The organism is Halorussus caseinilyticus (assembly GCF_029338395.1).
In the GTDB taxonomy this organism is placed as follows: Archaea; Halobacteriota; Halobacteria; order Halobacteriales; family Haladaptataceae; genus Halorussus; species Halorussus caseinilyticus.
Genome location: NZ_CP119809.1, coordinates 3,352,070 through 3,376,235 on the forward strand (window position 1 = coordinate 3,352,070; position 24,166 = coordinate 3,376,235).

A 24,166-nucleotide genomic window follows, 5' to 3' on the forward strand; every position below is an offset into this window, starting at 1 on the left:
GACGAATTTTAGTTAAAAATATAACAAATCTGTCCGCGGGAAAGAGGTTGCGACGACTGCGCTTTTACAGGTCGCTTCGGAGTCGTACCTCGTCGTCGGTGATGGCATCGACCCGGTTCTCCTGAAGCGGGTAGGTGTCCTCGCCGCGGTCCCCCCAGTCGAGCGTCGCCTTGATTTTGTCGGTGATGCCGGGGTCCGGGTCTACGTAGGCAGTCCCGTGTTCGACTTCCGAAACCATCCCGACCTTCTCGTCGCCCATCACGACGGGTTTGCCCTCGTCGCTCTCGCTGAATTGTGCCATAGCAACGGTGATACACCGATGGTCGTGATGAGTACTCTGGCCACGAACTGTCAGGAGAGTCGCCGCCGGTCGCCCGACCGGACGGAGATGGCGGGAATTGCGGAGACCCCGCGTACTTAAGCCGAATCCGGTCCAAAGCGTACCCATGCGCGAGGACTTTCTCCTCCTGAACCCCGGACCGGTCCCCGTGACCCGTGACGTACGACAAGCGATGAACGAACCGATGGTCTCCCACCGTTCGGCGGAATTCGAGGCCGTCTACGAGCGAGCGCAGGACGCACTCGACTACGTGTTCACCCAGTCCACGCTCGAGGGCGAAACGACTGCGAGCGACGGCACCAGCCTCGTCTTCAACGGGACCGCGACGATGGCGATGGAGGCCGCAGTCGCCAATCTCGTCGGCGACGGCGGGAAGGTCGTCCCCCTCGTCAACGGCAAGTTCGGTCGGCGATTCAAGCGAATCGCCGACCGCTACGCGTCGGTGGACTCCGTGGAAGCGACGTGGGGCCAGTCGCTGGACCTCGACGCCGTGGCCGAGACCGTGGACGACGACACCGACGTAGTGACGATGGTCCACAACGAGACCAGCACGGGCCTGCTGAACCCCGTCGAGGAAGTCGGCGAAATCGCCGACGAACACGACGCCACCTTCGTCGTGGACGGCGTGACCTCCATCGGCGGCGACGAGTTCCGAATCGACGACTGGAACGTGGACGTGGCGGTCACGGACGCCCAGAAGTGTCTGGCCGCGCCGCCGGGCACCTCGGCGATGTACGCCACCGAGGCCGCACAGGAGGCGTTCGACGGCGACGCCGCGCCGTTCTACGAGGACTTGGACTGGCACCTCCGGAAGGCCGAGTCCCACCAGACGCCGTTCACGAGCGCCGTACCGCTGTTCCGGGCGCTCGCCGTCGCCGTCGAGAACATCGTCGAGGAGGGCATGCCCGAGCGAATCGAGCGCCACCGCGAGCAGTCGCGGGCGTTCCGCGAGGCGTTCACCGCGATGGGACTGGAACTGTTCGCCGAGCGCAACGACGCGACCGAGTACTCCAACACCCTGACCGGCGTGTCGCTCCCGGCCCACACCCGCGAGAACCCGGGCGACTTCTTCGACGCTATCGAGGCGCGCGGCGTCTCCATCTCGGGCGGACAGGCCCACCTCGGCGGCGAAATCTTCCGCGTGAGCAACATGGGCAACCTCTCGTCCGAGCAGATTCTCCGCGGCGTGCGGACCATCGGCGAGGCCTTCGAAGAGACCGGCGAGGACGTAGACACCGAGGCGGGCGTCGAAGCGGCGCGCGACGTGCTTCGGTAGGCGTCCGACGATTCTATCTCGTTCCGAGAAAATCGTAGATACGTCTTAGACACAGAATCTTCGTTGCTTCGGCAATTTTCCGAAGGCTCGACGCCGGGGCGCGCGAGTCCGGACATTTTTCAGCGCGGTCTCCGAACCCCGGGCCATGACCGACCCGGAGGACCTCGCCGCCCGACTGGACCGCATCACCTTCCTGTTGGTCGGCGTCGTCGTGCTTCAGGCGGCCGACCTGCTCGGCCTCGGACCGGCCGGACTCATCCTGTTCCTCGTCGTCGGCCTGTTCGTCACGGCGCTGTACAACGCCGACGTGTGAGGGTCGGTCGTCGCTTTCCGCTGAGACCGGGGCATCGACGCACGAGAGCGCCCGACGGCGTGGATAGACGACTGTGCGACCGTCGAGTCCGCGGACTCGACGGTCGCACTGAACGACGAGAACGACGCGCTCGAACTCCTCGTGGTCGAGCGCGCGAACGTGGTCGAGACGAGCGAGTGACGGCCCACCGACTCGCCGTCCTTACCCGCCGAACGCGCTCGCGCCCTCGGGGTCCATCCGGAGGAGCGTCGGAATCGACACCACCGCGATGGCGATTTCCAGCGCGCCCGCCGTCAGGAACGCCGCGAGAAAGCCGAACTCGTCGGCCACGGTCCCGCCGACGACGATGCCCGCCAGAAACCCGAGGCTCCCGAAGACGTTGAACCCGGCCATCGCCGTCCCTCTGCCCGAGTCGGCCGACAGGTCCGAGACCAGCGCCATCGTCGCGGGGGCCATCACCGCGCCGACGACGCCGACGACCACCATCGCCACCGCCGCCGTCGGCACCGTCGGCGAGAGTCCGACGCCGACGACGGCGAACCCGTAGAGCGCCGACCCCGCGACCACGGGCGCGGTCCGACCGATTTTGTCCGAGAGAACCCCGAACGGGTACTGGAGGAGCGCGAACGGCGCGAAGAACAGGCCGAGCATCACGCCGGTCGCCGCGGCGTCGAGACCGAACCCCTCCCGGAAGTAGACGGTGCCGACCAGCGCGAAGAACCCGGCGGTGAACCGGTCCACGAACCCGAAGGTGTAGGGGAGTCCGAGGACCGGACGCTCGGTCAGCGTGGCGACGGCGCGGCGAACCCGGTCGCCCTCCGAGGAGGGCGCGCGGTCGGGTATCGAGAGGGCCAGCGCCGCGGCGACGACCAGCAGTCCCCCGGCGGCGTAGAGCGGAACGAACGGCCCGAGACCGTAGAGTCGCCCGCCGAGGGGTGCGCCAACGGCGGTTCCGAGACCGATGGCGATGCCCGCCGCGCCCATGTTCTTGCCGTGGCCGCCCTCCAAGTCCATCAGCATCGTCATCGACAGCGAGAACGCGCCGACGGTGGTCGCGCCCTGAAGCGCCCGAACCGCCAGCACGCCCGCGAACGACAGCGAGAGCGCGCCGGGCAGAACCGCGAGCGCGAAGTAGCCCAGAGACCCGCCGAGCGCGCCCGCGACGACGAGCGGTGCCCGTCGGCCGAGTCGGTCGCTGAGCGCGCCCCAGAGACCAGCGAAGGCGACGAACGCCGCGAACTCGGCCGCGAGAAACCACATGCTCGCGTCGAGGGCCGTGGTCGCGCCGACGGCGGCCACGAGGTCCGTGACGCCCGGATAGAGCAACACCTGTGCGAGGAGAACGGCGAACACGACGGCGGCGAGTACCAAACGGTCGCGTCGAACTGAAGTCACGGTGGACAGTCGAACGTGCGGGACTCTCGGTCTTATAATCGGTGAAAGAAGTTTCGTCGCCGAACGAGTGCGGCGCGGAAAACGGAGGGTCGGGCCTTACGGGAAATTCGAGGAACGGTTGTACGAGGAGGGCGTGGCGACGGTGTACGTGGGCGACTTGACCGACGTACTGGAAACGCACTGGTCGGTCAGAGTGAACGAGAAGACGCACAATTTCTGGGCGTTCAAGAAGTTCATCCATCGTCTCGCGTGTGTCTGTGAGGAGTACGGCATCAGTCTCGAAGCCGAGTCGGAAGCATGGACGAGTCAGACGTGTCCCGAGTGTGGCGACCACGAGGAGACGGTTCGCCACGGAGATACGCTGACGTGTCCATGCGGATTCGAGGGACACGCCGACCTCACGGCGTCAGAGACGTTCCTTCGGGAAAACAGCGATACGGAAATCAGGCCGATGGCACGGCCCGTGCGATTCGAGTGGGACGACCACGATTGGTCGGGGAAATCACACCCTCACGAAAGTCCCAAAGAAGTGCGCACAAACCCGCAAGTTGCCTCCGTGGGTCGGTAGCCGAACCCCAACGGAGGAATCCTCGCGCTTTAGCGCGCGGAGGATGTCAAAGTTTGGCGCACGACGTGACTATCGAGTATATCTCCGCGGTGGTCTCGGTGTCGGTCCCCCCGCTGTCGTAGGTCGTCTGAATCTCTCGCTTGATGGAGTCGGCGTCACCGTCGAACTGGTTGTGGATTGACACCGAATCTCACGATTCACAGAAGACAGTAATTAAACTATTCATCAATTCACAAATACGATATACTGGTATTTTGATTGATACAATCGTCACCGACCGCTCCGGAGCGGACCGCTCGTCAGTTCGGAGAAGCTACTCGAACGCGATTCGCTCGCGCTCGGGGTCAATTTCGACCCGACCGCCCACGGGGACCGGAACGGCGGGCGCGGTGTGACCGAACTCCACGTCGAAGACCACCGGCGCGTCCGGGTTGTATTCGCCGACGACCTCTGCAATCGCCTCTCGCTGTCGGTCGCGGTACTCGGTGCGGCCCTCGGTTCCGGGGTCCTCGAAGAGGTTGCGGGCCTTCGCCCGACCCACGAGGACGCCCGCGAACCGTTCGAGCAGGCCGCGTTCGCCCATCCCGACGAGGAACTGCCGAACGTCCATCGCCGAGGGGAGTTCCTCCGAGGTTTCCAGCAGGAGGATTCGCCCGTCCAAGTCCTCGTCGGCCGGGAGGTAGCGGTCGGTCCGCAACTGCATGTCGAGCGTGGCCACACACCCGCCCCACGTCCGGCCGGAGACTGTCGTCTCCGGCCCGCGAAACTCCCGCCCCGGCGCGGGTTCCATCTCGCGGTGGCGGTCCAGATTCTCGGGGTCGTCCCAGTCCAAGTCATCGTCGGTGAACCGCTTGGCCGGGCGAACCTCGCCGAACGCGTCGAGGTCGTCGGCGAAGAACGCCGTTTCGAGGTACTCGACGGTGTAGTCGTGCATCGACCCCTGCATGGCGAGGTCGGTCATCACCGTCCCGCCGTAGAACGAGACGATTCCGAGGTTCCAGAGGTAGCACGCGAGGTTGGTGTTGTCGCTGATACCGTAGAATCTGGTCGGGTTCTCGCGCAGTACCTCGGGGTCGAGATGCTTCAGGATGCGGACTTGCTCGTAGCCCCCGATGACGGTCACGACGCCGGAGATGTCGGGGTCGGCGAACGCGTCCATCACGTCCTGCGCGCGCTCTTCGGGGTGGTCGTAGAGGTAGTCGCTGTCCTTCGTCGCGGTCGGGTACTCGACGGGTTCGAGGTCGAATACCTCCCGCAGGCGCTCCAGTCCGAGGTCGTAGACGTGCGGGTAGTCGGTCGCTCGGTTGGAACCGGGCGCGACGATTGCCACCTCGTCCCCGCGTTCGAGGGAGGGCGGGACGACGAACTCGCTCATGACCCGAGATTGGCTGTCGCGTTTTCTATAGGTTACGACTGTGCGCGACCGAATCCCACACCTTGATGGGTCTCACCCCGCCAGCACTCGCGCATGGCCGACAGCGACGAACTCCCGACCGGACTCGACCGCCTCGGGAAGCGACTCGACCGCATCACTTACCTGCTGGTCGCTCTGCTCGTCCTTCAGGTGGTCCACGTCTTCGGCGGGAACCTCGTCCACCTCAGTCTGGTCGCGCTACTCGCGCTCGCCGCCGCGTTCGTCCTGCTCGTCGCCCTCGGACTCGCCCGGTCGGTCTCCGGTTAATCGAGCGACGACCTCGGCAGGTGACGCTTCCCCTGCGCCCCGGTGCGCCGTCCGCAAGCCTTGCCGTAACTGGCGGTTATAACTTCGCGTAGAAATATGCTTGTGATACATGACCTCCGAGGACGACCAGCCGCGCTTCGACACCCGAAGCCTCCACGCGGGCCACGAGGCCGACCCTGCGACGGGGGCGCGAGCGCCGCCAATCTACCAGACCACCTCCTACGAGTTCGGGGACGCCGACTACGCCGCGGACCTCTACGCCCTCGACGGCGAGGGCGACATCTACTCGCGTATCTCCAACCCGACGACCCGCACGCTCGAAGAGCGACTCGCCTCGCTGGAGGGCGGCGCGGGCGCAGTCGCCACCGCCAGCGGGATGGCGGCGTTCGACGCGCTGGTACTGGTCCTCGCTGGCGACGGCGACAACGTGGTGTGTTCGACCGACACCTACGGCGGGACCACCGCCCACCTCAGCCACACCGCGAGCAAGCGCGGGGTCGAACCCCGGTTCGTGGACACGCTGGACTACGAGGCGTACGAGCAAGCGGTGGACGACTCGACGGCGTTCGTCCACGTCGAGACGGTCGGAAACCCCTCGCTGGTCACGCCCGACTTCGAGCGCGTGGCCGATATTGCCCACGACATCGGGGCACCCCTCGTCGTGGACAACACCTTCGCTACCCCCGCGCTCTGCAAACCCCTCGACCACGGCGCGGACGCGGTGTGGGAGTCAACGACGAAGTGGCTCCACGGGAGCGGAACCACGGTCGGCGGCGTCCTCGTAGACGCTGGGAGCTTCGACTGGCAGGCCCACGCCGAGAGCTATCCCGAACTCGCTGGCGACAACCCGGCCTACCACGACACCGACTTCTCGCGGGACTTCGCCGCCGCGCCGCTGGCGGCCGCTGCGCGCTGGCGGGCGCTCCGAAGTCTCGGCAACCAGCAGTCGCCGTTCGACGCGTGGCAGACGCTTCAGGGTCTCGAATCCTTCCCGCTCCGGATGGACCGCCACTGCGAGAACGCCGCGATTCTGGCGGAGTACCTCGCCGACCACGACGAGGTGGCGTGGGTGGCGTATCCGGGACTGGAGAGCCACGAGACCCACGAGAACGCCAGCGAGTACCTCGATGGCGGTTACGGCGGCATGATTGCGTTCGGTCTCGAATCGGGGTTCGAGGCCGGGAAGACGTTCTGCGAGAGCGTCGAGTTGGCGAGCTTTCTGGCGAACGTCGGGGACGCCAAGACGCTGGTCATCCACCCGGCCAGCACGACCCACGCCCAACTCTCGCCCGACGAACAGCGCGCGGCGGGCGTCTCGCCCGACCTGATTCGGGTCTCGGTCGGCATCGAGGACCCCGCGGACCTGCTGGCCGACGTGGAGCAGGCAATCGAGGAGGCGACGGACGACACATGAACCGCACCCGCGACACCGCCGAACTCGGCCGCTTCGAGTTCGAGTGCGGCCGGTCGGTTCCCCTCGACGTGGCCTACGAAACCTACGGCGAGTACGACGGCGACAACGCGGTTCTGGTGTGCCACGCGCTGACGGGGAGCGCGCACGTCACCGGCCCCTCCAGAGGCGAGACCGACGGACAGGCCGCGGCGTGGTGGAGCGACGTGGTGGGTCCGGGCAAGGCCATCGACACCCGCGAGTACTTCGTCGTCTGCGCGAACGTGCCGGGGTCGTGCTACGGGACGACAGGCCCCGCGAGCATCGACCCCGAGACCGGCGACCCCTACGGAACCGACTTCCCGGCCGTGACCGTCGGCGACTGGACCCGTGCGCAGGCCCGCCTACTCGACCACCTCGGGGTGGGTCCGCTCCACGCCGTCGTCGGCGGGAGCGTCGGCGGCATGAACGTCTTGGAGTGGGCCAAGCAGTATCCCGAACGCGTCGATAGGGTGGTCCCGGTCGCCACCGCCGCCCGCCTCGACCCGCAGATGCTCGCCATCGAAGCCATCGCGCGCCGGGCCATCACGACCGACGAGAACTGGCAGGGCGGGCGGTACTACGGAACCGACGCCGACGGGGACCCCCTCCCAGAACCGGACGAGGGCTTGGCGGTCGCCCGCCAGTTGGGACACGTCAGCTACCTCTCGAAGGAGTCGATTGACCGGAAGTTCGGCCGCCGGTCGGCCGGGCGGGAGATGCTCGCCGACGCCTTCGCCCCGGACGACCCGGCGGGCGAGTTCTTCCCCTACCGCGAAGTCGAGTCGTACCTCGACTATCAGGCCGAGAAGTTCGTCGAGCGATTCGACGCCAACAGCTACCTCTACCTGACGCGGGCGATGGACGACTACGACCTCTCGTCGGGCTACGACTCTGACACCGACGCCCTCGCGGGGTTCTCGGGCGAGGCGCTGGTCGTGAGTTTCACCGGCGACTGGCACTTCACCGTCGAGCAGGCCGACCGCCTCGCGGCGGCGTTCGAGGCGGCGGACGTGGACACCGCCAACCACGTCGTGGAGAGCGACCACGGCCACGACGCCTTCCTCGTGGAACCCGAGGAAGTCGGCCCGCCAATCCGGGACTTCCTCGCGGCGGGCGTCGAGGGCCGGGCGGTCAGTGACGCCGACGAACGGGAGTTCGCGCCGGTCCACGCGAGTCTGTTCGGGAAGTGAGGAACGTCGTCATTTTGCTGTCGTCGGCTTCTGTCCGCTGTCTCCGATTCAGCACCGCAACTGCGGGAACTGTAGTGACGAAGGCCCAGAAAGCCCCCGCCCGCTCGCGGTCGCTCAGTGACATATCCTCGACTCGCTTCGCTCGTCTCGGATAGGGGTCACTGAGGCGACTAAACTGAACGCGAGCGGGCGGCCCCTTTATCCACCCTGTCGGCTGTTCGGCCGGGCACGTCCTGTCGGCTGTTCGGCCGAGTGCGACTTGTCGGCTGTTCGGCCGAGCGCGGCACTCTTGGACCGACTAGCCCGCTCTCGCGGCGGTCCCGTTCTCGCTCTCGGCCAGACCCGGCCGGAGGTCCGCGAGGGCGTCGGTCGTCGGCGCGTTCACGATGGTCACGTTCGCGCCCTCTCGGACGACGCGGAAGGCGTCGGCGAACGGTCCCGAGTCCACGACCCACGTGTTCGGGCCGACGCGCTCGGCACCCTGTCCGCGGAGCAACGCCAGATACGCCCGGTGGAACTGCCGGGCGTCCCGCGGGGTGTCCCACGCGGTCCGCCAGACGTAGCCGAAGTCGGTCCCGCTCTCGGTCGCCTTCCGGTAGGGGACCAGCACGTCGTTGCCCCACCCTTCCGAGGGGACGCTGGTGTAGTTGAACCAGTCGTAGGTCGGGTCGTTCGGGTAGAGGTGTTCGCGCACGTCCACGATGTCGGTGCCGTACTCGTAGCCCTGATACCAGAACATCGTGAAGATGCCAACCTCGCCTACCGTCGTGGTGCCGTTTCTCCCGCTGAACGAGAGGTTCGACTGGTCGAACGGTCGCCACCCCGCGCGGGCGGCGTCCTCGAAGTCGATGGGAACCGGGGGTTCGTCGCGCTTCTCGGGGTGAATAACCTGCTCGGTGGTGTTGGGCGGGTCGTCGTAGTCGTCGTTGACAGCCCGCCAGTCACCCTGCTGGCGCAGGGTCTCTACGTAGTTCGGGCCGTCGGAGTAGGGTGCCAGCACCATCTGGCGCATGGCGAAGTTGCGGGCCGACGAGATGTCGCCGCCGCGGGGTTCCTCCGATTCGACCTGCACGCAGTTCCAGACGACGCCGCAGAGTCGGTCGAAGCGCTCTTCGACGTACCGGGCGTCACCTTCGACGAGACCGCTTCGGGCGCGGGACCCGTCTTCGGTCCGGGCCAACGAGAGGGTACTCCGGTCGCTGAGGTCGAAGTGCTGGTCCTGTAGCGCGTGGACGAACTCGTGGACGAGTGTCGTGCTACTGACCGTCAGCGGGTCGTCGTCCGAGACGATGACCATCTTGTCGGCGAAGAAGTTGTAGTACCCCGCGATGCGACTCGACTCGTTCTGGGCGACCCGCGTCGAGTTCTCGCCCTCGCCGACGACGAACGTCGCTTCCCAGAGCTGGTTCTCCCACGCCGAGACGGTCCGCGTCGGGTCGGGTTCGGCCTCGTTCCGGCGGCCGAGTTCCGCTTGGCTCACCACCTCGAACGACACCGACCCGACATACTCCAGTTGCCGGAGGTGTTCGGCCCGCGCGATGGCCCGGTAGACGTACGCCCGGAGTTCGGCGTCCGAGAGACCGTCGGACTGGTTCACGTCGATGGCGTCGTCGTGGCGATAGCCGCCCTCCGCGCCGATGGTCTCGTTGCCGGTCGATTCGAAGACGACCGCGCCGTCGCGGTTGTCCGCGACCCGAACGTCCGTCGAGTTTTCGAGGTACACCCCGTCGAAACTGTTGCCGAGGACGGTGTTGTTCAGGACCGCGCCGCCCGAGGTGTTCCGGACGTACACTCCCATCACGCCGTCGCTCGCAGTCGAGTCGGTGACGGTGGTACTCTCCGAGAGGAAGAGATAGACGCCGTACCGACTCCGCGAGGCGTTGGTGGACGTGACCGCGCCGTCGGCGACTCCCTGCAAGAGGACGCCAGCAAGACTGTTGTTCGTCGCGGTGGTCTCGGAGACGGCGGTTCCGGTGGTGTTGACCGCGTAGACGCCCGCCACGTCGTTCTGTACTGCGGTCGCACCCGTCACCTCGCTGTCGGTGGTCTCGAAGAGGTAGACGCCGAACCGGTTGCGGTCGGCCGACGCGCCGCGGACGGACGCGCCGCGGGTCCTGTCGAGGAGGACGCCCGCCACGTCGTTGTCGCTCGCGGTGACGTTCGAGACGGTGGCGGCCTGCGAGCGGGCTAGATAGATGCCCACGACGCCGTTTCCGTCGGCGGTGGTGTCGGCGACCCGACTCCGACTGGCGTCCAAGAGTCCGACGCCGAACACCGCGTTCTCCGAGGCGGTGGCGTCGGACACCTCGACGGTCGGCGACCGGAGTACCGTGACGCCGAAGGCGGAGTCGACGGCGGTAACGCCGGTGAGTTCGCTCTCCCGGACCGCGGTGGCGACCAGTCCCCACCGCCAGTCGGTCACGGTCACGTCTCGCACGGTGACGTTCGAGACGGGGAGTCCGCCGCCGACCGAGACCCCGATGCCCGTCCGGGGTTGGAGTCGCCCGGTGCGGAAGAATCGGTCTGTGGCCTCCTCGGGGTCCACTTCGGTCGTCCCGTCCACGACGTGGCCGCGGCCGTCCAGTACCACGTCGCTCGCCCGAATCCGGATGCAAGCGTCGTCGGAAGCGTTCTCGATGTCGCTCCCGAGGATGTAGGTTCCGGACTCGGTGATGGTGGTACACGACGAGACGACGGTGAGTCGCGCCTGCGTTGCGTCCGTGGACTCTCCCCCGATCCCTGCGCCGACCGCACCCACGACGCCAGCGACGGACCCCACCACCGCGAGCGCCGCGAGAAGTACCGCGAACGATTTGCCAGACATTCTCTCCCGCAGAGACGGCGAGCGAGTGCATCAATTCCCGGGACGGATTCGGCCGCCGCGACGTGGATTCAATCCGCGCCGCGGGTGGTGGGAACTCCGCACCGCGCGTTCGGAGATTGGTGAAGACGTGCCCCAACGTTCGGGACCGGTTTCGAGACGCGAAACAGCGACTTCTCCACGACCGACTGCGCGTCTCGCAATCCCCGTCCGCCGTCGGAAACGGGTTCCGACGGGTCTGCACTCACGAGAACGTCGAAAACCAGTTTTGCCGTGCTACGCCCCGTTCTCCAACTGGCGAACCGTCAGCACCGGCACGGGACACGACCGAACGACGCGCTCGGCCACGCTCCCGATGAGAAAGCGGTTCTCGCCGTGTCGCCCGCGGGTCCCGGTCGCCACCATGTCGGCGTCCCGTTCGCGGGCGTACTCGGTGATTTCGGCCGCGGGGCGACCCTCGCGGACCGCGGTCGTCACGTCCCGGTCGGCGTGGTCGCGCACGGCGTCGAGCGCGTCCTCGCCTTGGGACTCCAACGCGTCCCGGAGTTCGTCCCGGAGTTCGTCGGGCGAGGAATCGACTTCGCCGGTGTCCACGACGTAGAGGGCGTGGACCGCGGCGTCGAACCGCTCGGCGAGGTCCAGCGCGACCCGGACCGCGCGAGTGACGCTCTCGGACCCGTCCGTGGCGATGACGACGGTATCTATCATGGCAGGTGCTACTGTCGGACGCCTCTTAAAGTTCGGTGGGTCGGCGGGTGTCGGACGCGGGAGGTGTTCGGTAGACTGCTTCGGTTTGGCATTTCTTTGTATTTGCTTGAGAATTATTTCTATTGCTTTTACATTTGTATGGGTTGCTCTCGTCCGTCGTTTGGCGGGGAGACACGCGAGGAAGTACGGAAAACGGGGGCGACGCACGAGACCGTGTAGAAGATGAGAGGAGCTAGCTTCAGGCTTGAATTGTGGAGGACGAGAGGAGCTAGCTTCAGGCTTGAGCCAATCATACCGCAACCGCGACCGCACCGCCACCGCGGGCCACACGCCTCCCCAACCGACTCGCTCACTGTGTTCGCTCGTCCCTCGCGCGGACGGGCGCGGCCACGAGAGGCCGCGCCCGCACGCGCCGACGTGGAAAATCAGCACGTAGCGCACGCCGACGTGGAAAACCCCCGGAGCGCACGCTCGAACGGAGAACCCTCTAGCCACCGCACAAACCGGCGACAGCATGAGGCTAACTGCGGTGGCCAATTTTGCGAGACGCACCGAGACGTATCTTTTGGGGTCACTACCGCGGTCCACGAGGTCTTTCGACCGGCGAAGGCGGTAGAAAAGTGGAAAGGTATTTGCCCGCGGGCCTACCACTTGCGACTAATTGTGAGTGACTTACTGTCAATCTCGAATCTGCGGACGCAGTTCAACACCGAACGCGGTGTGGTCGAGGCGGTAGACGACTTCGACCTGTCGATTCGGGAGGGTGAGACGGTCGGTCTCGTGGGCGAGTCCGGGTCGGGCAAGAGCGTCAGCGCCCTGTCGCTGATGCAACTGGTCGAGGACCCCGGCGAAATCGTGAGCGGCGAAGCGACGTTCCGCCACCAAGGGTTGACCGACGAGTTCGCCGAGCGCTACCCGACCGGCGTTGGCGAGTTCGTCTTCCCCGACGAGGGGTACATCGACCTGCTCGCCGCGCCCGAGAACGCGATGCGCGAGATTCGCGGCGGCGAGATGAGCATGATTTTCCAAGACCCGATGACCTCGCTCAACCCCGCGCTGACCGTGGGCGAGCAAGTCGCCGAGAGCCTCCGCCTCCACCAGTACGGGGGCCAGCGCAAGGACTCGTGGTGGAACGCGGTCCGGGAAATCGCGCCGAGTCTCGGCGGGAAGGACATCGACGAGGAGGTCCTACAGGACACCATCGACATGCTCGAAGAGGTCGGCATCCCCGAACCCACCGAGCGAGTCGAGGAGTACCCCCACGAGTTCTCCGGCGGGATGCGCCAGCGCGTCCTCATCGCCATCGCGCTGGCCTGCCAGCCGAAACTGCTCGTCGCCGACGAACCCACCACCGCGCTCGACGTGACGATTCAGGCCCAGATTCTCGACCTCATCAACGACTTGCAGGACGAACTCGGCATGTCGGTCCTGTTCATCACCCACGACCTCGGCGTCGTCGCCGAAACCTGCGACCGCGTGGCCGTGATGTACGCGGGCGACATCGTGGAGTTCGGTCCCGTGGACGAAATCTTCCACAACCCGAGTCACCCCTACACCTACGCGCTACTGGAGTCCATCCCCCAAGAGGACAAACAGCGACTCACTCCCATCGAGGGCAACGTCCCGGACCTCATCGACATGCCTCAGGGCTGTCACTTCGCGCCGCGGTGTCCGTGGGCCCAACCCGAGTGTACCGAGGGCGAGATTCCGAACCTCCAGCACGGTCCCGACGACGTGGACCACCGCGCCAAGTGCGTCCTCGAAGACTTCGACACGAGTCAGTACGGCGAGGACCTAGAGAGCATCACGACCGGCGACCACGAAATCGGCGACCGACTCCTCGAAGTGGACGGCATGAAGAAGCACTTCTCGCGGGCCGACGGACTGCTAGACGAGTGGCTCTCCGACGAAATCGAGAGCGTGAAAGCCGTAGACGGCGTGAGCTTCGACATCTACGAGGGCGAGACGGTCGGACTCGTCGGCGAGTCCGGATGCGGGAAGTCCACCGCGGGTCGAACTCTGCTCCACCTCGAAGAACCCACCGACGGCCGCATCGTGTTTCAAGACACCAACCTCTCGGAACTGGACCGCGAGGAGTTGCGCGACAAGCGCAAGGACATGCAGATGATTTTCCAAGACCCGCTGTCGAGTCTCGACCCGCGGATGACGGTGGGTCAGATTATCGCCGAACCCCTCAAGATTCACGCCCTGCCCGACGAGGCACCGCCGGAGGGAATGTCGAAGAAGCAACAGCGTAGGAATCGGGTCGCCGAACTCATGGAGGCGGTGGGTCTCGAACCGGGCCAGTACGACCGCTACCCCCACGAAATCTCCGGTGGCCAGCGCCAGCGTGTCGGCATCGCCCGAGCGCTCGCGGTCGACCCCGACTTCATCGTCGCCGACGAACCCGTCTCGGCGCTGGACGTGTCGGTGCAGGCCCAGATTCTCAACCTACTGGAGGACCTGCAGGAGGAGTTCGGTCTGACCTACCTCTTCATCGCTCACGACCTGAGCGTCGTCCGCCACATCTCCGACCGCATCGCGGTGATGTATCTGGGCGAAATCGTGGAAGTCGCCGACACCGACGAACTGTTCGCCGACCCCAAACACCCCTACACGCAGGCGTTGCTCTCGGCGATTCCGGAACCCGACCCCCGCATCGACACCGACGACCGGGTTATCCTCGAAGGCGACGTGCCCTCGCCCATCGACCCGCCGTCGGGGTGTCACTTCCGGACCCGGTGTCCCCAAATCATCCCGCCCGAGGGTCTCGACATCGAACAGGACGCCTACCGCGAGGTGATGGACTACCGCGAACGCGTCGAGGACCGCGCCATCGACCTAGACGCCGTGTGGGAGAAGGCCGCTGGCGGCGACGGTGCGCGGCCAGAGACCACCGCGGCGGCCGACGGCGGACGCCCCGGTGCCTCCGCCTCGGCGTTCAAGCAGGTCCTCTGGAACCGCCTGTTCGACGCGGAACCGACGGGCGAACCCCGCGCCCTCGTCGAGGAGTCGTTCGACCACCTCGCCGACGGCGACTGGGAGCGCGCCGAGTCGCTCCTCCGCGACAACTTCGAGAGTGTCTGCGAGCGGAAGGGACCGGTCCTACAGGACGAGGCCCACCCCGCGGCCTGTCACCTCTACGACCAACCCGAGTAGCGACTCGACGGCGGCGATGGTTCCGCACTGCACCGAGATTTGAACCAACCGAATCGCCCGCCAATCCCCTCCCGTACGCTTTTATCCAAAATGATTGATTTGTAGCAGTGGATGACTTCAAACGACACATCCGTTTCAAGACGGAACTTGCTGAAGGCGGCCGGTGGAGCGGCGGCGTCGGCGTCGGTTGCCGGGTACGTCGATACCGGGAGTGCGGAGGACGTACAGCAACAGGGCGGTGGGACGCTCACGTACGCGCGCGGGAACGACTCGGGTACGCTCGACCCGCAGAACACGACCAGCGGCGAGGACGTGAAGGTCACGAACCAGATTTACGACAGACTCATCGAGTTCAAACCGGGCGAGTCCTCGCTGGTCGCGGGGTTGGCGACGGAGTGGAACCTCGAAGGCCAGCAGGCGACGGTCACGATGCGGGAGGGCGCTACCTTCCACGACGGTAGCGAGTGTACGGTAGACGACTTCATCGCCACGTACCGGCGGTTCACCGACTCGAACTACGAGTACTATCCGGGCGACGAGTACGTCTCGTCGTACGGTCCGTTCACGCTGGGTAACTGGGTCAGCGGCATCGAGAAGAACGGCGACTACCAGATGACCATCCAGTTGGAACAGCGCTACGCGCCGTTCCTCCGGAACCTCGCCATGTTCGCCTCCAGCGTCCTCTCCGAACAGGCGATACAGGAGCGCGGCACGGACCTCAGTCGGAACCCGATGGGGACCGGTCCCTTCCAGTTCGAGAACTGGGACACCGGCAACCAGCGCATCCGCCTGTCGGCCTACGGCGACTACTGGGGCGAGGGACCGAACGTGGACGAAGTGGTGTTCACCGCCATCGGGTCGAACACGACTCGCGCCCAGACGCTGGTCTCGGGCGGCGCGAACGTCATCGACGGCTTGGGTTCGCAGGCCGCCCAAATCGTGGACAACTCCCGGAACGCCCAACTGCTGGAGAAGCAGGGCATCAACATCGGCTATCTGGCGTTCAACATGGCTCGCGTCGAGGCGTTCCGCGAGAAGCAGGTCCGGCAGGCCATCAGTTACGCCATCAACACGAAGGCCATCGTGGACACCATCTTCCGGGGCATCGCGGTGCAGGCGAGTCAACCCATCCCGTCGAACGTCCTCGGCTACAACGAGGAACTCGACCCGTACCCATACGACCCCGAACGGGCACAGCAGATGCTCGACGACGCCGGGTACGGCGACGGCTTCACCTTCGAGTTGGCGACGTTCCAGAACCCGCGGGCGTACAATCCCTCGCCGATTCAGGCGGCCCAGACGGTCAAGTCGAACCTCGAACAGGTCGGCATCACGGTCAACATCAACCAGCAACCGTTCAACCCCTTCCTGAACTACACCAGTACCGGGAAGCACGACGCCTGTTTCCTCGGGTGGATGACCGACAACGCCGACCCGGACAACTTCTACTACGCCCTGCTCCACCCCGGCATCCCGCAGGACCAAGTGCCTCAGGGACAGGACTGGGTTGGCTGGGACACCGACGGGTTCAACACGCTCGACGTGGCGGCGTGGGCCAACACCGAATTCATGAACGTCACCGAAGAGGCCCAGCAGACGTACAACCAACAGGAGCGCGCCGACCTGTACAAGCAGGCGGCCCAAATCGCCCACGAGGAGGCACCGTGGGTGTTCATGGACCACGCCAAGGAACTCCGCGGCGTCGGCAACAACGTCGAGAACTTCGTCGTCGCGCCCATCGGCGGGCCGTTCCTCAAGCAGGTTCGGTTGACGGGATAGCCGTCGCTTCTCTTTCGACCGCCGTCGGAAGGGAAACTCAATACCGAGTGATTGTTTTATTTTAACTTCTCACAGGTTCGGCATACTTATATGGGAGGTACGAGCATGGTGGCCTATGGCGACAGATGACAGTGTCAAGCGGCGTAGTTTCTTGAAGGCGGCCGGTGGTGCGGCGGCGGCGGCGACGCTCGCCGGGTGTACCGGCGGCGACGGCGAGGGCGACTCGACCGAGACCACCGAATCGACCGACGGGACGACCCAGAGCGGTGAAACCGAGGAGACGACCGAGGAGTCGTCGGGCGAGGGCGGGACGCTCACGTTCGCCCGCGGGAACGACTCGGGTACCCTCGACTTCCAGAACACGACCAGCGGCGAGGACGCCAAGGTCACGAACCAGATTTACGACGGTCTCATCGAGTTCGAACCGGGCAAGACCTCGCTCAAGGCCGGACTCGCCACCGACTGGAGCGTGGACGGCAAGACGGTCAGTCTGACTCTCCGCGAGGGCGTCAAGTTCCACAACGGCGACGAGTTTACCGCCGAGGACTACGTGGCGACCTACCGCCGGTTCGTGGACAAGGAGTACGAGTACTTCCCCGGTCAGGAGTACGCCTCGTCGTACGGACCCTACGCACTCGGCCGCTGGATTGATTCGGTCGAGAAGGCCGGTACCTACGAGGTCACCATCAAACTCGGTCAGGCGTACTCGCCGATTCTGAAGAACCTCGCCATGTTCTGTTCGAAGGTCCACTCGCTGAAGGCCATCAAGGAACACGGTAAGGACCTCGCCAAGAACCCGGTCGGGACCGGCCCGTTCAAGTTCGATAACTGGGACACCGGCAACCAGCGCATCCGCCTCACCAAAAACGAGAACTACTGGGGCGAGACCAAGGCCAAGGTAGACGAAGTGGTGTTCACCGCCATCGGGTCGAACACGACCCGCGCCCAGACGCTCATCTCGGGCGGCGCGGACATCATCGACGGTCTGGGCGCGCAGTCGTCCCAAATCGTGGACAAGTCCGACAAGGCCGACCTCCTCGAACAACCCGGCATCAACGTCGGCTACATGGCGTTCAACATGTCGAAGTTCGAGCCGTTCCGCAAGAAGAAGGTTCGGCAAGCCGTCAACTACGCCATCAACACGAAGAACATCGTGGACACCATCTTCAAGGGCATCGCGTCGCAGGCGAGTCAACCCATCCCCGAGAGCGTGATGGGGTACAACGAGGACATCGACCCGTACCCGCAGGACCTCGAGAAGGCCAAGTCGCTCCTCGAAGAGGCCGGATACAGCGACGGTTTCGAGTTCGAGCTGGCGACGTTCAAGAATCCGCGGACCTACAACCCCTCGCCCAAGCAGGCCGCGCAGGTCGTCAAGTCGAACCTCAACGAGGTCGGCATCACGGTCAACATCAAGACGATGCCGTTCAACCCCTTCCTCGACTACACCGACAACTACAAACACGACGCCTGTTTCCTCGGATGGATGACCGACAACGGCGACCCGGACAACTTCTACTACGCCCTGCTCCACCCCGGCGTGGACCGGAGCGACGTTCCGGACGGACAGAATTGGGTCAACCCGGACGACCACCCGGACACCATCAACACGCTCGACGCGGCGGCGTGGGCCAACACCGAGTTCATGAAACTCACCGAGGAAGCCCAAGCCTCCTACAAGACGAGCGAGCGCAAGCCCAAGTACCAGAAGGCTGGCGAAATCTTCCACGAGGAGTGCCCGTGGGTCGCGCTGGACCACGCGAAGGACCTCCGCGGCGTCAGTAGCGGCGTGGAAGGCTTCATGGTTCCGCCAATCGGCGGCCCGTTCCTCAACCACGTCTCGCTGAAGCAGTAGTCTCGCCGACGATTCGCCACCGTCGCCGACTGACGGCGGGGCGGTAGCGAGTCTTTTTTGACCCCTGCGGTCAATTTTGCGAGTGAATGATTTCCAAGCGGTTCGTTATCAAACGACTTCTACTGCTCGTCCCGGTGCTGTTCGGGGTGGCGACGTTCGTCTTCGCCATCCTGCACCTCGCGCCGGGCGACCCCGCGCGGGTCATCGCGGGTCAGCGAGCGTCCGAGGAGTTCGTCCGACAGATTCGGACGGAACTCGGACTCAACGACCCCATCTGGGTACAGTACGGCCGGTTCCTGCTGGAGGCGGTCCAGTTGGACTTCGGGAACTCCTACCAGATTCAGAAGGGGACCCCCGTCAAGCAGATTCTGCGCTACAAGCTCCCGGTCACGCTGGAGATGGCCCTCTACGGCCAGTTCCTCGGCATCCTCTTTGGCATCCCAATCGGTCTGCTGGGAGCCATCAAGCAGGACTCGTTCAGCGACCACGCGACCCGAATAGGCGCGCTGACGGGTATCAGCGTCCCGATTTACTGGAGCGGTCCGCTCGTCATCCTGCTGTTCGCTCAGGTTCTCGGCTGGTTCCCGGCGAGTGGCCGAATCGCTTCGCAGTTCGACATCAACCCGCTCACGGGCATCATCACGCTCGACACGCTCCTCCGGGGCAACTTCGGGGCGTTCCAGTCGGCGGCGATGCACCTGTTCCTCCCGGCAGTCGTCATCGGCATCTACTCGATGGCGCTCATCTCCCGGATGATGCGGTCGTCGATGCTGGAGGTCATCCGGCAAGACTACATGCGGACCGCCCGCGCCAAGGGCCAAGGCTCGAAGATTACCGTCATGAAACACGGCTTCCGGAACGCGCTCATCCCGGTGGTGACGGTCATCGGTATCCAGTTCGGCACCCTGCTGGGCGGCGCGGTTCTGACCGAAACCATCTTCGGGATTCCGGGCATCGGCACCCTACTGGTGGACGCGATTCAGGTCGGCGACTACCCGGTGGTGCAGGGTACCGTCCTGATGTTCGCGTTCCTGTTCACGCTGGTGAACCTGCTCGTGGACGTGACTTACTCCTATCTCGACCCGAGGATTGAACAATGAGTACCGAAACCCAAACCGAGGACGTGGGTCAGCGCGGCGTCGTAGAGCGACTCCGCGCCTCCCCGTTCCTCTCCGAACTCCTGTCGAATCGCCTCGCCGTCGCCGGACTCACCATCATCTTTGCGATGGTCGCCATCGCGCTCTACGCCCGACTGTTCATCGAAATCGGGTCGGTGACTCAGAGCCAAATCGGGACGAACCCGAACCTCGCGCCGCCGAGTTGGTTGAGCAAGAAGACCGCCATCGTCGGCGAGTACGGTACGTGGGCCTACCCGTTCGGCACCGACATCCAGTCGCGGAACATCTTCCGGCGGACGCTGTACGGCGCGTGGCTTGCGATGAAGTACGGCACCATCACGGTCGGGGCTTCGACGGTGCTGGGCGTCGGTCTCGGCATCCTCGCGGCCTACTACGGCGACATCACGGACAACGTAATCATGCGGACGATGGACGTGCTGTTGGCGTTCCCGAGTCTCCTATTGGCGCTGGCGCTTGTCTCCATCTTCGGCACGGGTCTCTGGAAGGTCGTCATCGCGCTGACGCTGGTCTACACCCCGCGGTTCGCCCGCGTCGTCCGTGGTGCCGCGCTGAAGGTGCTGGAAGACGAGTACATCGAGGCGACGGAGGCGCTCGGGGCCAAAGACCCGCGGGTCATCGTCCGCCACATCCTGCCCAACTGCCTCGCGCCAATGACGGTCCAGTCCACGCTCAACTTCGGACTCGCCATCATCGACATCGCGGCGCTCTCGTTCCTCGGGTTCGGTGCCGAGGCCGGGACGCCCTCGTGGGGCCTGATGCTGTCGAACGGCGTGAATCAGGGCCTGCTGACCGGCGACTGGTGGTGGTCTTTCTTCCCCGGTCTGTTCATCGCCATCACCGTCCTCGGGTTCAACCTCCTCGGCGACGGGATGCGTGACGCCCTCGACCCGCGGATGCGCGAGACCGTGGACTAGCGATGTCCTCGGGCGACTCGGGCGACTCCGGCGACTCGACTCGGGGCGAGACCATCCGCGACGACTCGCCGACCCGCCGAGAGCGCGCACGCCAACTCGGTCGGGCGCTCGCGTTCGGCGCGGTACTGGCCGGACTCGCGGTCCCGGTGCTGGTCGCGTCGGGCGAGTCGGTCCAGTTCGCCAGCGAGAAGGTCTTCGCCGTCGGTGCGCTCGTGTTCGGATTCTCGTTGCTCGGGTGGTCGGGGTCGGTGTTCGCGGGCCGGGGCATCGAGAACTTCCAACGACACATCGGCGGGCGGTCGGACTGGTCGGAGGCCGACTCCCGGCGGGCGATGGCGGTCCTCGGGAGCGTCGGCGTCGGCGGCATGGTCGGCGCGAGTCTGGCGACGCTGGTCGTCGGAAGCGTGGCGTGACCGCCGCGGACGCCGAGTCCGCTCGGCGTTCTCTGCTTCTGCGCGAGCGGTGAACACAACCGTTCCAGTTTAGCCGACCCTCGTCGTACCCCTGCGGGTGAACGAGACCACGCGCCAAGCGGTCGCCGTCGCCCTCGGACTCGGGTTCGTCGTCTGGCAGGCCTCCCAAGAGACTGGCCGCGTGTTCGCGGCGATTCTGCTGGTCAGCGCGTTTGCCTACGCCTTCGTGCCGGTGATACGCGACGGCGTGGCGTGACTGGCGAGCGAGCGGCGATACCTCCCTCGCGGGTTCGAAGCGGCGCATCGACGCGTCGATGCGCCGCTGGCCGCCCGGACCGGGAGACGCTTTTAGGGTTTCATGGGAATTGTAGAAGTTGTTAATGTATAGGTAAAGATTGCTTTTGGAAGTAGGGAGACACGTCTTCTAGCTCCTGAAACGAGTGACGCCGACTCGTCGGCGTCACTCGTCGCCGAGGTGGTCGGCGAACCAGTCGGCGGCGGCGTCCGCGACCACCTCCAGTTTTCCGGGTTCCTCGAAGAGGTGGGAAGCCCCTTCGACGACGGCCAACTCCTTCTCGCACCGGAGTCGGTCGCACTCCCGGCGGTTCAGCGACAGCACCGCCTCGTCTCGCGCGCCGACGACGAACAGCGTCGGCGCGCGGACTTCGGGATTCGCCTCGGACGCCATGTCTACCCGGCCGCCGCGCGAGACCACGGCGTCCACGTTGTCGCGTTCGGCCGCGGCCCGGAGCGCCGCGGCCGCGCCGGTGCTGGACCCGAAGTACCCGAGGCGCAGGTCGGCCGTCTCGGGTCTCTCCCGTAGCCAATCGGTCGCCGCGAGCAGTCGCTCGACCAGCAGGTCAACGTCGAATCGCGTCTCGTAGTCGCGGTCCTCGCTCTCGGTCAGCAGGTCGAACAGGAGCGTCCCGAGTCCGCGCTCTCGAAGTCGCTCGGCGACGAAGTTGTTCCGCGGACTGAACCGCGAACTCCCGCTTCCGTGCGCGAAGACCACGACCCCCTGTGCGCCCTCGGGAACGAGCAGTTCGCCGTCGAGCGTCACGCTATCTGTCGGTATCTCTACGTCTCCCCCACGCATGGCTACGTCATCGTCGTCGGGGACAGTAAGTCTCACGCCGGTCACGACTCGGCGGTTCGGACTGAGAGAATGACGACGGGAACGGCCGAGCAAGCAGTCCCGTCTAGGTTCCGTCGGCGGACGAGTACCCTTCTGGTTGAGTAGTTTCGGTGGCGGTGCGTCAGTCGGCGGGTGTGCGCCGACATTACTCTCTACGGTGGGTTTTCACATAATGGCGTCTGTTTGGGCAACTCTTTCCATTCTGAGGGCGAGAAGAAAACGAACGTCGGGATATACTGCCTGTATTTTTTTGTATGGCGAATTCGAAACCGCCGACTCGCCCGTCCGATTGCGAATCGTCTACTTCCGGGGGTCGGTCCGGTGGACGCTCACCCCCGCACGTTCTCGCCGACCGCTTCGCCGAACTCGCCATCCTCTGGCTCGCCGTCGCGTCCGTCGTACACGACGTTTCCGCGGACCATCGTCAACTCGGGGAACACGCCGCGCATGCCCTCGAACGGCGTCCATCCGCACTTCGAGTGGAGGTCTTCGCCGCGAATCTCGCGGCTCGCGTCGGGGTCTACCAGCACGAGGTCGGCCATCAGGCCCTGTTCGACCTTCCCCTTCCGGGTCAGGCCGAACACGTCGGCGGGGTTGGCCGCGGTCAGGTCCCGGACGCGCTCGTAGCTCAGTTCGTCCTTCCGGGCCGCTTCGAGCAGGAGCGGCAGGGCCGTCTCGACGCCGGGGACGCCGCTTGGCGCGTCCCAGATGCTGGCGTCTTTCTCCTCTCGGGTGTGGGGGGCGTGGTCGGTCGCCACGATGTCCACGGTGCCGTCCGCGACTCGCTCGAAGACGGCCTCCCGGCGGTCCTCGCTCCGGAGCGGCGGGTTCATCCGTCCGAAGGTGCCCAACTCGTCGTAGTCCTCGCGCGAGAGGAACAGGTGGTGGGGCGTGACCTCGCAGGTCGCGCCGCCCGACTTGGCCGCATCGACGCCTTCCGGCGTGCTGGTGTGGGCGACGTGGACCTTCGCGTCGGCCTCGTCGCCGATTTCGACCGCGCGCTCGACCGCTTCGGCCTCCGCTTCGGCGGTCCGGTAGGCGCTCCACGCGTCGTAGTCGTCGCCGGGGCGCTCCGTGGCTTCCTCGGCGAACAGGTCGGCGTCCTCGGCGTGGACGGTCACGACCCGGTACTCGTCGGTCGCGCGCTCTACGGCCTCCCGGAACAGGTCTTCCTCGATGCCCATCTCGCCGGTCGAGTCCGCGAGGAACACCTCCCCGAGCGCCAGCAGGGACCGGTCGAACAACTCGTCTGGGTTCCAGTCGGGCGTCACGCCGCCGTTGATGCCGTAATCGACGTACGACGCCTCGGCGACGTCGGCCTTCCGGTCGAAGGCCTCGCCGTCCACGGTCGGCGGGTCGGTGTTCGGTTGGTCCACGACGGTCGTCACCCCGCCCGCCGCGGCAGACCGACTGCCCGTCTCCCACGTCTCCTTGTGGTCGAATCCGGGTTGCCGGAAGTGGACGTGGGCGTCAATCATCCCCGGCAGGAGGAGTTTCCCGGCGGCGTCGATGGAGTCGCCCGATTCGGTGAGCGTCGAACCGACGCCCGTGATGCGGCCCGCGGACGTGTCGATTCGCACGTCCACCTCTCGACCGTCGGCCAGCGTCGCGTTCCGGATGGTGAGCATTCGTGGTCGGGCAGTTCGGGGGTGGGCGTCCTAAGCGTCCCGGTTCACCTTTTCGGCGTGGATAGCGTCCCGGCTCGTTCGCCGTACTTTGTCGGGAAGGTGAGACCACCCGCAGGTATCGCGGTGAAGAACCCTCAGAAAGCCCCCGCCCGGTCGCTACGCATCGTTGCCCCAGGAACCGCCACCGTGAAGGCTCAGAAAGCCCCCACCCGCTCGCTACGCATCGTTGCCCCAGGAACCGCCACCGTGAAGGCTCAGAAAGCCCCCGCCCGCTCGCGGTCGCTGACCGGCATATCCTCGTTCGCTTCGCTCACTTCGGATAGGGGCCGGTCAGACGACTGAAGTGGACGCGACCGGGCGGCCCCTTTCGTCCACCCGAACCGCGGCGGTTGGTCGGTCGAGCGTTCGCTGGTGGATTGA

Annotated in this window: 20 protein-coding genes and 1 pseudogene; 13 read left to right on the forward strand and 8 right to left on the reverse strand. The window is 65.7% G+C overall.

The window, feature by feature from the left end; all coding sequences use genetic code 11:
- Positions 1-64: 64 nt before the first annotated feature.
- The gene (locus tag P2T60_RS16945) at positions 65-301 is read right to left on the reverse strand and encodes a PRC-barrel domain containing protein (protein WP_276280416.1); all 237 of its coding nucleotides are present in this window, start codon (positions 299-301) and stop codon (positions 65-67) included.
- A gap of 145 nt (positions 302-446) precedes the next feature.
- On the opposite strand from P2T60_RS16945, the gene P2T60_RS16950 reads away from it, so the two are divergent.
- The gene (locus P2T60_RS16950) at positions 447-1,616 is read left to right on the forward strand and encodes a pyridoxal-phosphate-dependent aminotransferase family protein (protein WP_276280417.1); all 1,170 of its coding nucleotides are present in this window, start codon (positions 447-449) and stop codon (positions 1,614-1,616) included.
- A gap of 145 nt (positions 1,617-1,761) precedes the next feature.
- Positions 1,762-1,929, forward strand: a complete 168-nt coding sequence (locus P2T60_RS16955; protein ID WP_276280418.1) for a hypothetical protein — start codon at positions 1,762-1,764, stop codon at positions 1,927-1,929.
- Positions 1,930-2,130: 201 nt separating this feature from the next.
- Here P2T60_RS16955 and P2T60_RS16960 read toward each other — a convergent pair whose 3' ends face one another.
- Entirely contained in the window at positions 2,131-3,300 is a 1,170-nt protein-coding gene (locus P2T60_RS16960) for an MFS transporter (protein WP_276280419.1), read from the reverse strand.
- Between the two features lie 136 nt (positions 3,301-3,436).
- On the opposite strand from P2T60_RS16960, the pseudogene P2T60_RS16965 reads away from it, so the two are divergent.
- Positions 3,437-3,892, forward strand: a pseudogene (locus P2T60_RS16965) (zinc ribbon domain-containing protein); the annotation flags it as partial.
- Between the two features lie 46 nt (positions 3,893-3,938).
- On the opposite strand, the gene P2T60_RS16970 reads toward P2T60_RS16965, so the two are convergent.
- Both P2T60_RS16970 and P2T60_RS16975 read right to left on the reverse strand, forming a co-directional pair.
- The gene (locus P2T60_RS16970; protein WP_276280420.1) at positions 3,939-4,076 is read right to left on the reverse strand and encodes a hypothetical protein; all 138 of its coding nucleotides are present in this window, start codon (positions 4,074-4,076) and stop codon (positions 3,939-3,941) included.
- Between the two features lie 129 nt (positions 4,077-4,205).
- Positions 4,206-5,267, reverse strand: coding sequence for a S66 family peptidase (locus P2T60_RS16975; protein WP_276280421.1), 1,062 nt, complete (start codon positions 5,265-5,267; stop codon positions 4,206-4,208).
- Positions 5,268-5,360: 93 nt separating this feature from the next.
- Between P2T60_RS16975 and P2T60_RS16980 the strand changes: the two genes are divergently transcribed.
- From P2T60_RS16980 to metX, 3 genes are all read left to right on the forward strand, one after another.
- Positions 5,361-5,573, forward strand: coding sequence for a hypothetical protein (locus tag P2T60_RS16980; protein ID WP_276280422.1), 213 nt, complete (start codon positions 5,361-5,363; stop codon positions 5,571-5,573).
- 109 nt (positions 5,574-5,682) lie between these two features.
- Entirely contained in the window at positions 5,683-6,987 is a 1,305-nt protein-coding gene (locus P2T60_RS16985) for an O-acetylhomoserine aminocarboxypropyltransferase/cysteine synthase family protein (protein ID WP_276280423.1), read from the forward strand.
- Positions 6,984-8,195 carry a homoserine O-acetyltransferase MetX gene (gene metX / locus P2T60_RS16990; protein ID WP_276280424.1) on the forward strand — a complete coding sequence of 404 codons (1,212 nt, stop codon included), beginning with the start codon at positions 6,984-6,986 and terminating at the stop codon, positions 8,193-8,195. Before P2T60_RS16985 ends, metX begins: the two co-directional genes overlap by 4 nt.
- 298 nt (positions 8,196-8,493) lie before the next feature.
- Here the strand turns inward: metX and P2T60_RS16995 are convergent, their stop codons facing one another.
- Positions 8,494-11,019 (reverse strand): Hvo_1808 family surface protein, encoded by a 2,526-nt coding sequence (locus P2T60_RS16995; RefSeq protein WP_276280425.1) that lies wholly within the window; start codon positions 11,017-11,019, stop codon positions 8,494-8,496.
- 273 nt (positions 11,020-11,292) lie between these two features.
- Positions 11,293-11,724 (reverse strand): universal stress protein, encoded by a 432-nt coding sequence (locus tag P2T60_RS17000; RefSeq protein ID WP_276280426.1) that lies wholly within the window; start codon positions 11,722-11,724, stop codon positions 11,293-11,295.
- A gap of 663 nt (positions 11,725-12,387) precedes the next feature.
- Between P2T60_RS17000 and P2T60_RS17005 the strand changes: the two genes are divergently transcribed.
- From P2T60_RS17005 to P2T60_RS17035, 7 genes are all read left to right on the forward strand, one after another.
- A complete protein-coding gene (locus P2T60_RS17005; protein ID WP_276280427.1) occupies positions 12,388-14,883 on the forward strand; it encodes an ABC transporter ATP-binding protein in 2,496 nt (831 codons plus the stop codon).
- Positions 14,884-14,994: 111 nt separating this feature from the next.
- A complete protein-coding gene (locus P2T60_RS17010) occupies positions 14,995-16,662 on the forward strand; it encodes an ABC transporter substrate-binding protein (protein WP_276280428.1) in 1,668 nt (555 codons plus the stop codon).
- A 115-nt stretch (positions 16,663-16,777) separates the two neighbouring features.
- On the forward strand, positions 16,778-18,517 hold the full coding sequence (locus tag P2T60_RS17015) for an ABC transporter substrate-binding protein (RefSeq protein WP_276280429.1): 1,740 nt from the start codon (positions 16,778-16,780) through the stop codon (positions 18,515-18,517).
- A gap of 86 nt (positions 18,518-18,603) precedes the next feature.
- Positions 18,604-19,617 carry an ABC transporter permease gene (locus P2T60_RS17020; RefSeq protein WP_276280430.1) on the forward strand — a complete coding sequence of 338 codons (1,014 nt, stop codon included), beginning with the start codon at positions 18,604-18,606 and terminating at the stop codon, positions 19,615-19,617.
- Positions 19,614-20,570 carry an ABC transporter permease gene (locus P2T60_RS17025; RefSeq protein ID WP_276280431.1) on the forward strand — a complete coding sequence of 319 codons (957 nt, stop codon included), beginning with the start codon at positions 19,614-19,616 and terminating at the stop codon, positions 20,568-20,570. The genes P2T60_RS17020 and P2T60_RS17025 overlap by 4 nt, the downstream gene beginning before the upstream one ends.
- 2 nt (positions 20,571-20,572) lie before the next feature.
- Positions 20,573-20,983 (forward strand): DUF7268 family protein, encoded by a 411-nt coding sequence (locus tag P2T60_RS17030; RefSeq protein ID WP_276280432.1) that lies wholly within the window; start codon positions 20,573-20,575, stop codon positions 20,981-20,983.
- A gap of 97 nt (positions 20,984-21,080) precedes the next feature.
- Positions 21,081-21,239: a hypothetical protein gene (locus P2T60_RS17035; protein ID WP_276280433.1), complete on the forward strand. Its 159-nt coding sequence runs from the start codon at positions 21,081-21,083 to the stop codon at positions 21,237-21,239.
- A 204-nt stretch (positions 21,240-21,443) separates the two neighbouring features.
- On the opposite strand, the gene P2T60_RS17040 is transcribed toward P2T60_RS17035, so the two are convergent.
- A complete protein-coding gene (locus tag P2T60_RS17040) occupies positions 21,444-22,079 on the reverse strand; it encodes a dienelactone hydrolase family protein (RefSeq protein ID WP_276280434.1) in 636 nt (211 codons plus the stop codon).
- A gap of 368 nt (positions 22,080-22,447) precedes the next feature.
- Positions 22,448-23,746: a dihydroorotase gene (locus P2T60_RS17045; protein ID WP_276280435.1), complete on the reverse strand. Its 1,299-nt coding sequence runs from the start codon at positions 23,744-23,746 to the stop codon at positions 22,448-22,450.
- Positions 23,747-24,166: the final 420 nt, after the last annotated feature.